The sequence below is a fragment of the Streptomyces sp. NPDC059080 genome, from assembly GCF_042739975.1.
Lineage (GTDB): Bacteria > Actinomycetota > Actinomycetes > Streptomycetales > Streptomycetaceae > Streptomyces > Streptomyces benahoarensis.
In genome coordinates this window covers 88,404-97,377 of sequence record NZ_JBHYGX010000021.1, presented here as the reverse complement: position 1 = coordinate 97,377, position 8,974 = coordinate 88,404, and the positions used below count along the sequence as shown (strand labels likewise).

Annotated in this window: 16 protein-coding genes; 1 reads left to right on the top strand and 15 read right to left on the bottom strand. The window is 65.7% G+C overall.

The window, feature by feature from the left end; all coding sequences use genetic code 11:
* Position 1: 1 nt before the first annotated feature.
* The 11 genes from ACFWWQ_RS18465 to ACFWWQ_RS18415 all read right to left on the bottom strand — a co-directional run bounded on the left by ACFWWQ_RS18465 (position 2) and on the right by ACFWWQ_RS18415 (position 6,183).
* Positions 2-1,054: a hypothetical protein gene (locus tag ACFWWQ_RS18465; protein ID WP_384597369.1), complete on the bottom strand. Its 1,053-nt coding sequence runs from the start codon at positions 1,052-1,054 to the stop codon at positions 2-4.
* Positions 1,051-1,437: a hypothetical protein gene (locus ACFWWQ_RS18460; RefSeq protein ID WP_384597367.1), complete on the bottom strand. Its 387-nt coding sequence runs from the start codon at positions 1,435-1,437 to the stop codon at positions 1,051-1,053. The genes ACFWWQ_RS18465 and ACFWWQ_RS18460 overlap by 4 nt, the downstream gene beginning before the upstream one ends.
* The gene (locus ACFWWQ_RS18455) at positions 1,434-1,898 is read right to left on the bottom strand and encodes a hypothetical protein (protein WP_384597365.1); all 465 of its coding nucleotides are present in this window, start codon (positions 1,896-1,898) and stop codon (positions 1,434-1,436) included. Before ACFWWQ_RS18455 ends, ACFWWQ_RS18460 begins: the two co-directional genes overlap by 4 nt.
* Positions 1,898-2,419: a hypothetical protein gene (locus ACFWWQ_RS18450; protein WP_384597363.1), complete on the bottom strand. Its 522-nt coding sequence runs from the start codon at positions 2,417-2,419 to the stop codon at positions 1,898-1,900. The genes ACFWWQ_RS18455 and ACFWWQ_RS18450 overlap by 1 nt, the downstream gene beginning before the upstream one ends.
* A complete protein-coding gene (locus ACFWWQ_RS18445; RefSeq protein ID WP_384597361.1) occupies positions 2,416-2,979 on the bottom strand; it encodes a hypothetical protein in 564 nt (187 codons plus the stop codon). Before ACFWWQ_RS18445 ends, ACFWWQ_RS18450 begins: the two co-directional genes overlap by 4 nt.
* Complete coding sequence (locus ACFWWQ_RS18440) at positions 2,976-3,758, bottom strand: hypothetical protein (protein ID WP_384597359.1); 783 nt, start codon at positions 3,756-3,758, stop codon at positions 2,976-2,978. The genes ACFWWQ_RS18445 and ACFWWQ_RS18440 overlap by 4 nt, the downstream gene beginning before the upstream one ends.
* A gap of 144 nt (positions 3,759-3,902) precedes the next feature.
* Positions 3,903-4,301, bottom strand: coding sequence for a hypothetical protein (locus ACFWWQ_RS18435; protein ID WP_384597357.1), 399 nt, complete (start codon positions 4,299-4,301; stop codon positions 3,903-3,905).
* Complete coding sequence (locus tag ACFWWQ_RS18430) at positions 4,298-4,846, bottom strand: hypothetical protein (RefSeq protein ID WP_384597355.1); 549 nt, start codon at positions 4,844-4,846, stop codon at positions 4,298-4,300. The genes ACFWWQ_RS18435 and ACFWWQ_RS18430 overlap by 4 nt, the downstream gene beginning before the upstream one ends.
* Positions 4,846-5,418, bottom strand: coding sequence for a hypothetical protein (locus ACFWWQ_RS18425; RefSeq protein WP_384597353.1), 573 nt, complete (start codon positions 5,416-5,418; stop codon positions 4,846-4,848). Before ACFWWQ_RS18425 ends, ACFWWQ_RS18430 begins: the two co-directional genes overlap by 1 nt.
* A complete protein-coding gene (locus tag ACFWWQ_RS18420) occupies positions 5,408-5,668 on the bottom strand; it encodes a hypothetical protein (RefSeq protein ID WP_384597351.1) in 261 nt (86 codons plus the stop codon). The genes ACFWWQ_RS18425 and ACFWWQ_RS18420 overlap by 11 nt, the downstream gene beginning before the upstream one ends.
* Positions 5,669-5,760: 92 nt before the next feature.
* Positions 5,761-6,183: a hypothetical protein gene (locus tag ACFWWQ_RS18415; RefSeq protein WP_384597349.1), complete on the bottom strand. Its 423-nt coding sequence runs from the start codon at positions 6,181-6,183 to the stop codon at positions 5,761-5,763.
* 89 nt (positions 6,184-6,272) lie between these two features.
* On the opposite strand from ACFWWQ_RS18415, the gene ACFWWQ_RS18410 reads away from it, so the two are divergent.
* Positions 6,273-6,554, top strand: a complete 282-nt coding sequence (locus ACFWWQ_RS18410; protein ID WP_384597347.1) for a hypothetical protein — start codon at positions 6,273-6,275, stop codon at positions 6,552-6,554.
* Positions 6,555-6,661: 107 nt separating this feature from the next.
* On the opposite strand, the gene ACFWWQ_RS18405 is transcribed toward ACFWWQ_RS18410, so the two are convergent.
* The 4 genes from ACFWWQ_RS18405 to ACFWWQ_RS18390 all read right to left on the bottom strand — a co-directional run bounded on the left by ACFWWQ_RS18405 (position 6,662) and on the right by ACFWWQ_RS18390 (position 8,831).
* The gene (locus ACFWWQ_RS18405; protein ID WP_384597345.1) at positions 6,662-7,189 is read right to left on the bottom strand and encodes a hypothetical protein; all 528 of its coding nucleotides are present in this window, start codon (positions 7,187-7,189) and stop codon (positions 6,662-6,664) included.
* 255 nt (positions 7,190-7,444) lie between these two features.
* Entirely contained in the window at positions 7,445-7,984 is a 540-nt protein-coding gene (locus tag ACFWWQ_RS18400; RefSeq protein ID WP_384597344.1) for a hypothetical protein, read from the bottom strand.
* A gap of 144 nt (positions 7,985-8,128) precedes the next feature.
* Positions 8,129-8,632, bottom strand: coding sequence for a hypothetical protein (locus ACFWWQ_RS18395; protein ID WP_384597342.1), 504 nt, complete (start codon positions 8,630-8,632; stop codon positions 8,129-8,131).
* On the bottom strand, positions 8,613-8,831 hold the full coding sequence (locus ACFWWQ_RS18390; protein ID WP_384597340.1) for a hypothetical protein: 219 nt from the start codon (positions 8,829-8,831) through the stop codon (positions 8,613-8,615). The genes ACFWWQ_RS18395 and ACFWWQ_RS18390 overlap by 20 nt, the downstream gene beginning before the upstream one ends.
* Between the last annotated feature and the right edge of the window lie 143 nt (positions 8,832-8,974).

Genomic DNA, 8,974 nt, shown 5'->3' with positions numbered 1-8,974 from the left:
GCTACTCCCCGCTCGGGTAGAGACGCGTCTCGAACTGCACCGACGCCAGCGGGCCCCACTTGTCGATCACGGCGGCCAGGAGGTCGTCAAACTCGATGTCCTCGGCGACGTCGAGGGTGCCCCGGTCGAAGCCGTTGGCCTCGTACAGGGCCACCACGGTCGCCCCCCTGTGCCAGATCGTGAAGTCCCGACTGCCGTACTTGTTCTGACGATCGGGCCCGACGAACTTGAACGCGAGCTGCTGGAAGTCGTCCCGGCACTCCAGATCGAGGAGCATCGGAATCCAGCACTCGTGCTCGCGGAAGTCGGCGACGCGGGCAACCCGCTTGCAGTCCACGCACCGGAACAGGAACGTGCCGTGCGGGTTGTTGTTGTATCCACGCCCCGTGTTGGCGAGCCGGTGCCCGTACTCGTGCAGGTAGCGGGAGCGGATCGGGATGTCGGCCTCGACGTCGACCTTGACGAGCTGCCGGTACAGGGCGAGGAGCTTGACCAGGCCGTCGCGGCTGAACAGGTGCTCGACGTAGATCCAGTAGCCGTCGCGGTCCTCGGGCGCCTTTTTGACCTGCATGTCGGCGTCGTCGAAGACCGTGGTCCACAGCTTCCACACCAGCAGCGGCTCACCGGTCAGCGGGTAGTGCGGGTGGTCGTCCGGGCGCAGGATGCCGGCCGCGACATCGTCGGAGACGAACAGGTTCATCTTCGCGCCCCGGGCTCCGCCGCCGGTGTACGCCTGGACCTCGAACTTCTGCCAGACGGTGGGGTCGTCGTCCTTGCGCTCGGACCCGGCATGCTGCCAGGTGAATTCGAGCTGGTGGTCTCGGCGTATCGCGTCGATGAGGTCGATCACGGGGTAGTACCCCTCGCTTTCAGTGTCGGGCGCTTCCGCGCAGAGTTCACAGATGAACCCACCCGGAACCCGATACTTCCGGGTGCACGGGTGGTCCTCGTAATGGCTCGGGCAGTCCTCGTTGGCGCACCGGAAGTGACAGCACGCCTCGGGCTCGGGCTCGCTGTCCGGCCACTTGGGGCCGACGTAGACGCTGCGGGTCATCGGCGGCCTCGCTTCTTGCCCTTGCGGCCCCGGTACGGTCGTGCAGGTGTCGGCGGCGGCATGTAGGGGAGTTCCTTCTGCACCTGCACCAGCTCGCGAAGCCGGAAGAAGTGAAGGGCGTCCCCGATCTCGTCGGGGGTCGAGCGGTCCTCGTCGACATACCGGATGCCGACCCAGCAGGGGCTGCCCCAGTCAGTCTTGGCGAGGAGCGCCACCGTGGTTGGTTCTCCGTCACCGAACATGGCGGCCGGGTCGTCGCCGTCTTTCCAGACGTCGAAGATCTCGCGCCAGATGCCGCCGACGAGCACCGTGTCCTGCTCGGTGAGGTCGATTGCCCGGATGGTCTCCGTGGTCCAGGCCGACCGCCCAACGCCGCCGGTCATGACCTGGGCTCGCAGCGCGGCCCGGCGATGAGGTCGCCCTCGTGGCCCTTGAATCCGCAGCGCCGACATTCCCACACGTACGCCTTCTGGTCGTCGTCGAACCAGGGGGCCACCTCGCGGGTGTTGATCAACCGGTGGTCGCGGAAGATGCGCAGGCCGTCTTCGTCGCGCCTCTCGTAGGCGTCCACGCGCGGCATCCGCACGCTCAGGTCGCCCTCGCGCCAGAAGTCGAAGTCGGCCACCCACGCCGCGTATGTGCTGGGGTCGCGCTCGCGCAGCTCGGCGGACAGCCGCTCGAAGTCGGGGCGGCGTGCCTCGGCCTCGGCATCGGTTGTCGGCCGAAGGTACTCGCCCATCGGGCCCTTGCCCTGGGGCCCGTAGTCCTTGATCAGAGCGCCCGGGGTCGACTGGTACGCCGCATGCTGGAGGTTGAGCATCACGACCTGCAACGTGGCGCGCATCAGCCCACCACCTCGTGCGCCTCGAAGACCGGAACCGACAGGACACCGATTCGTTGGAGGTGCTTGGCCAGGGAAATGGCGGGTTCCGCCACCTGGTCACCGGCCTGCGCCGCCTCGACGTCGTCGGGGAGGTCGTACCACTGGTCGTGGGCCTGCTTGATCTGCTTGACCAGGTCGGTGGCGTACTCGCGGCTGGCCGGGACGACCGCCTTCGAGCCCGCCTTGTTGACGACCAGGCCGAACGACTCTGCGATCAGCCAGGCGTAGTGCCGCCGGGCGTTGTGCGGGTCGGTCCAGTAGACGCCGTGGTCGGAGTTGTAGATGCCGACCGCGAACGGCTGGGCGGCGTGTCCGTTGTAGGCGAGGAAGAGGATCTTGCCCTCCGGCGTCAGGAATGTCTCCTGGATGTCGTAGGGCCCGTGCTTCTTGACGACCTCGAACTCTTCGGTCGTCTTGTTCCAGTACTCGTTCGCCTCGACCAGGTCCCCACGGGTCACCGGGTCCACCAACTCATAGCTCATGCCTTTTTCTCCTTACTGACCGGCTGACCGGTCTTGCGGGTTGCTGCTGAGTCCGCGGGGACCAACTGGTCCACGGGCAGCCGCCTCGGGTTGCACCGACCACCCGGCGGGCTGTCGGTGCGACGGCAGAACGCGTAGCCGGTGTAGTAGCCGATCTCGGCGTGCCCGCGGTCGACGTCCTCCAGCGCCTCGACGCGGTACTCCCGCCCGCCGAAGCGCACGAGGGCGCCCGCCGTCACGAAGTGCACGGCCCACATGTCGACGGCGAGACCCCGGATCTCCGGGTCGCAGATGTGCTCGGGATGGCAGTAGTTGCCGAGTACCGAGGGCGGGCCGACGCGGTTGACGAGCGAGTCGATCTGCTGCGGGATCGCCTTCGCGTCGTCCTTGCGCAGGAGGTGGACTTCGACCATGACGGCCTTGCCCGCCTTGATGTCGGCCTGGTCCCGGTCTTCGAGGTCGTCGGCGCTGTCCCGAACGTCGCGGGGGCCCTCCGGCTTTCCCTGCCGAATGATGCGCAGAGTCAACTCCGGGTACTTCGGGCGGCGTTCGCTGCTCATGCGGCCACCGCCTGGCGCTCGGCCTTCCACTGCGCGTACAGCTCGGCGGCGGCGGCCGGCACGAGCCAGCCGAAGTAGTCGGCCCACTCCCGCAGGTGCTCGCCGTCGGACTTCTCGTACATGGAGTCGGCGGCCGGCTCGATGATCAGCTCCGGCTTCGCGGTCAGCAGCTCGACCGTCTCCCGACCGCGGCGCTCGCTGCACACGACCTCGTAGCCGAGGCGGGCCATCTCGTCGTCGCCGAAGCACTCGTCGCACAGGCGGACGCGTTCGCCGCTCACCTTGTGGACGATCATCACCTTGGCGCCCTTGTAGGTGTAACTGGCGCAGCGCAGGCAGTGGAAGTAGCCGTTCGGGTTCATCGCGCCCCGGTGAACGTCCGACCACTCCCGGAAGATCTCGAAGTCGTCCAGGACCGGAGTGACCTCGGAGAGCGGGGCCCGGTAGGCGTTGTAGTGCTCCAGCTCGATGTACGCGGAGTGCGGGCGGACCGGCGTCCCCCGGTACAGGCCACCGTTGGCCTTCAGGAAGTGGGCGATACGCCCGTAGTGGTGCTCGCGGTGTCCGCTGTCGCGTTCCACCACCACGCGGACCATGTCGCCGATCCTGAACGCCTTGCGGTACTTCGTGACGGCCTCCCGCCACTTCTCCTCGCTCTCGGCGCCGTACCCATAGCCGCGCCCCCGGTCGTAGAAGGCGTCGCGCATGATCCCGGCGATGTTGTACGCGCTGGGGTTGCGGCCCTCCTTTTCCAGGGTCGCGATTACCACCTCGCGCACGGCCCGCTTGCTTCCGTATCCGCTCATTTCTTGTTTCCCCTCCCTGACCCGAAATTCATGGTGTGAGTGCCCGGCGCGGGTATCGGACCCGCCAATCGCTGAATAGGGGGACAGCAATCGCAAACCAATTTGACCGGGCGTGGTTCAACTGGTCTTGCTGGACTGCTCGATGCGCTGGATGAGGAGGTCGATTTCGGCGCGGGTCGCACGCAGCTTTTCCAGGTACTCGTCCTGGATTGCGCCGACGAGGTCTTGCGCCACCTCACGCAGATGAGCGTCCGGGATTTCTGCTGCGTCCTTGTACGTGCCCGTGTCCGTCAGGGCGACGACGCAGCCGCACAGCGAGTGCTCGATCTCGACCGGGCCAAGGGAGCGCGCGATGACTTCGTACGCGGCCCAGTCGTGGTTGTTGATCTTCTCGGTTTCCTCGGCGAGGATCTCCGGCTCGCCCCACGGCTGGTAGTTGTCGTCGTACTGAACCGTGATGTGCACGGACAGGACGTCCGACCCGAGTGCCGGCCTCTGGTCCAGGCCGGCGCTCACCAGCCCCGCCCCTCGGTGATCGCCTCGAACTGATCGTAGGCACATTCGGGGGTGACACGCGCCGGGCTCAGCCACTTCTTCCCCTGGTCCCAACGGCAGACCTTGAGCACCCCGTGCTTGCCGTTCAGCAGCCGGTAAACCCGACCGTCCTCGACCTCGAATCGCTCCAACACGCGGCTGCGCTCGTACCACTCACGGTCGGTCGTGAACGCCTTGTGGTCATGGAACCCGAACGGCTCGTTCGTGATCCACGTGCTCTCGTGCGGCGGCCGGTTCTCCGGGATGATCTCCGGGTCGACGGGCACGCGATCGTTGGACTGCGCGCTGCGCAGCTCCCCGGTGTTGAGCCGGAACAGGTACCGCGATCCGTAGTAACCCCCCGATGCACCCAGGCTGATGTCCCACACCGGCGTCAGCTCGGTGCACGGCCGCATGGCGCCGTGCGGGCCTATCGGCCTCTGAACCTCGCGGGCCCAGCGCATCCCTTCACGGATCTCGGACGGATGCGTGTACTTCACGTTGAGCGTTGAATCGAACCACTTCATCAGAGCGCTCCCAACTTCCTGATCTTGTTCGTGCACTTCGGGCACAGCAGGTCGCCGTCCCCGTCCTGGTCCAGCTCGTGAAGCTGGATCTTCGGCCCGCGCGGTCCGACGCCCTCGACGTAGAACTGCCAGCGGTAGGTGTCCTCGGTCTCGTACGCGTGGCCCGCGTCGCACTCGATCCACGCGGAGCTGAAGTTCAAGAAGTCGTCCGGCTCAGGGGCCGTGATCTTGAAGAACTCGGGGTGCGCGACCGTGCGGGCCTCGCTCGTCGCGACGTAATAGGTCTCGCCGAGCTTGAAGACCGTGTAGTGGAAGTCCTCGTCCAGCCACGTGATGGTGTTCTGCGTGTTGTCGGTCCTCAGGTCCCCCCAGTGCGGCGGCTCGACGGGAACGCCGCGCCGCTTCAGCCAGGACAGGAATTCCAGCGCCCCGTAGGGGAACTGGCCGTGGATCTCGTACCACTTCTCGAAAAGCTCATCGAGCCGCACGCACGGTTCCGTCTTGTCGTCCATCCATGCGCCTTGCTCGCCGATCACGGCTTCTGAATCGACGAAGGCCAGATCAATTCCCATGACCGGCACCGACCCTTTCGGCGTCGTAGGTGTACGGCTTGCCCGTGGTCGAGTCGGTGTAGATCCCGGCCTCGCCCCATGTGATGGCCATGGAGTACGGGCGCCCGTCCATGTGGAGTTGGGCGCCGTCCTGGAGGACTTCGACCTCCAGGACCCGGTCGGCGACCTGCATGTGCACACACACCTCGGACCACGGCAGAGTCACAAAGATGTGGTCACCGATTTCCAGGTCTACTCGCTGCTGGTTCACTTTCTCTCCCTAATAGCGGCCGAGATTCGAAAGCCTGGAGCGCGCCGTTGCTGCTGCGTCCTGGATTTCCGCCACCCCAGTCGCTCAGCAATTCAGTTGCTCTGCTGTTCGGCCGACTCGCGCGTGATCACGCAGATCTTGTCGTAACAGAGCGATTCCCGGGTGCCGTCCTCAAATTCGAGGGCGAACCCGGTGACAGGCGAATTCGTTACGACGTCCTTCAGGCGCTTGAATGCGAACCGGTACATGTGGGCGGGCTGCTCGATGCCCCAGTGCGGGTTGTCCTGGTGCCGCCAGTAGGCGCGGCAGACCAGCTTCCCGACCAGTTCCCCGCTGCGGACGTAGACGGCGTGCGACGTGTCGATGTACTCGTACACCCACCCTTCTGCCGTGCCGCGTGCTTCCAACTCCGCGTACTGGTGGCGCACTCGGCCGTAGTGCCGACGCTCGTCGCAGGCGCGGCAGCAACTCTCACCCGTCTGCGGGTCCGTGAAGACGTCCGGGCCTTGGAACATGGGAATCTCGCCCGGCGTATGGCCGCAGTCCAATCGCGTCGCCAGGTCCATTAGTCCCCCTCGGAATCCCGGCAGTAGTCGCACGGCTTGTGGTGACGGTCGCCGCACTCGTCATCGTCGGCGTGCCCGTCCCGGACGTAGTCGGCGGACTCGTTCTGGCCGAATGTGCGAAGGAACGTCTCCAGCGCGTCAGCTTCGTCACAGGTGAACCGGCACCTGTACTCATCTGGGAGCAGTCCGAACACCTCCCAGCACTTCCGGCTGCATTCTTCGGCAGCCTTGAGCCGATCACGCCTTTGCTGCGCAATCTGCTTGCGGCGCGCACCTCGAACTCGCGTCATTCCCTCCCCTTCCACGAGCCGTTTGGGTGACATGGAAACACTTCTTTATTACGCAGCGAATAGGGAGCCGACCGGCGCAACACACGCACACCGAGGCTCCCTATTCACTCACTTGATTCAGTTGTCGTACCGGTCGCCTACTTCTTCGAGATCCAGTCGGGGTGCCACCGGCCCTCGCGCCTCCGCCCGTCGTGGAACTCGACCTCGACCCGCCACTCCCACTTCCACAGCGGCGGCAGCTCGTAGTGCGCCTGCATCGGGTGACACTTCCACTCGACCGACATCACCTCGGCCGTCCCAAGGCTGAAGCCGTCGGGCATGGCGGACACCTCGTCGCCGACCTTGACCGGCTGTCGGCTGGGCCGGGGCGGCTGGTACTCGCCCCGCTCCAGCCAGTCGAAGTCGTGCACCGGGTCGCCAGTCACCTGCTGCACGTACACCTCCCGGACCATGCGCGGGCCGGTGAACGCGCCGGGGCGCTCGGTGCGGGCGGCGATCCGCAGCGGGACACCCTCGCGGTCGGGCACCTCGTAGATCCAGACCTCGTCGGCCATGCTGTTCACGACCTTGCCGCGAATGCGGATGTTCGCCTCGGCGCCGGTCATGTTCTCGGTCGAGAAATCGTCCCGCTCCGGTATCTCGAACCGCGTCACCTTGTGATCCACGTTCTTCCCTTCGGAATGAGAAATGGCCCGCACGGGTTGCCGTACGGGCCTTTCGGTGTGGCCGGGTTGGCCTGGGTAATCCGGTCCAGTTCGGTGTTCGTCACAATACGCAGTGGAAAGCCAACGCTTAATCGCCCAGCGCTCCCAGTCCTCCCACCAGACTGCAAGGATTCCGCAGCCCATCTGCCAGCAGAGGATTTCCCCGTTCGGCCCTCGACCTGCGTGGACGACACGGCTTTTACTAGGGCGGGCCATTTATTTCTGGCTTTGCACCAACTGGAAGGCCACTTCGACCATGCGCACAACGTCGAATTTCGCGAACCTCGCTCGGTTCTTCTCGTTGAGGGCGTCGTACACCCTGATCACGTGCGCGGCCGAGAACGCGTCGATCAGCACACCGTCGATTTCCTCGGCACTGTGCATCTCGTAGACGCGTCGAACGGCGCCGATCGTGCCGTCTGCTGCCCAACGATCGGGAGCTGCCTGTTCGTAGGCGACTTCGGCGGCCTCCTCGGTGTTCAGCGGACGGATCACGTAGTCCGAGCGCTTCTGCACATCCGGGCCGAGAGCCCTCTCCGAATCACGGAACCGCTGGTTGTACTCCTCGTCACTGACGAACTTCGCCTCCACGTGCCTCTGGCAACCGCCGCGAGGCGGAAATGAATGCAGGGGTACGTAGTCGGGCCGAGGCTTGAACTCGACGTAGTGCGTGGCGGTCTCAGAGCAGAAGCTGGAAATGACACATCGGCCGAGCACCCCCACTTCCATGCCACTGGGCAAAATCCGCTGTTCCATATAGCCCCCCTATTTCGAGCGCGGAATTTCTGCTGCGTCCCTGCTGGCTCAGAAGCAGGCAGGTATGCAGCCGGACCATGCACGGATCGCGCACAGCCACGGCCGGCCTCGGCACTGCTCGGCGCCGAGGCCGGCCGAAGCCATCTACGCGACGTCGTCCTCCACCACTTCGACGCCCGACGCCCGTGCGTACACGTCCTCGGCAAGGCGCAACAGCGTGAGGGCGTCGCGCTCGTCGACCCGCCCCTGGTGCTCCAGGTCCAGACGCATGTCGGCGACGACGGTCGGGATGTACGTGAGCTGTTCCATGAGCGTCGGGTCGTCCACGGACCGTCGGGTCGGCCTCACCAGCAGCAACTTGACCTTGCGGCCACGCTGCCGGAGCCGGTTCGGCCGCACCGCACGCGTCATCCGATGCTTGACCGTTGGCATGCGCTCCACCGTCGGCTCGGGCGCCACCTGCGGCTTCGGGCTCTTGCGTTCGTCCGGCACGTCGGGGCGGGAAGAAGGAACGCTCGCCCCGTACTCGTACGGCTTGATCGGGTCGGCCGGAGCGAGGCGGCCCGGCTGGCGGGTCGACTCGGACCGGGCGTACTTGCCCTTCCGTCCCTCGGTTCGGAACCAGGAGTCACGCCGCGAGTACGTCATGGTGCAGTCCTCCGTTCGTGAAGTTGGTGACCATCGGCATGTCGATGAACTCGCCCGTACGCTCGGCCATGTGCGTCACGCTCGCGCCCGCCTGTTGGGCGGGCCAGATCACGGGTGACAGAAGGTTCGGCCAGAGAAGTCCGGGCCGGTCGTTGTCCTCGATGAACTCCGGGACGTTCGTGCATCGTGTGTGCCTCACGCAGCCGCCTTTCCGAGGGCTTGAATGTGGGCCCGGATACTTCGGGTAAATGCAACGCGTGCCCTCTTCCCCCAGAAGGGGAAGAGGAGGTTGGGCCGGGGCTTCCCATCGACGTTCACCGCCAATGTGATATCTCGGCTGCA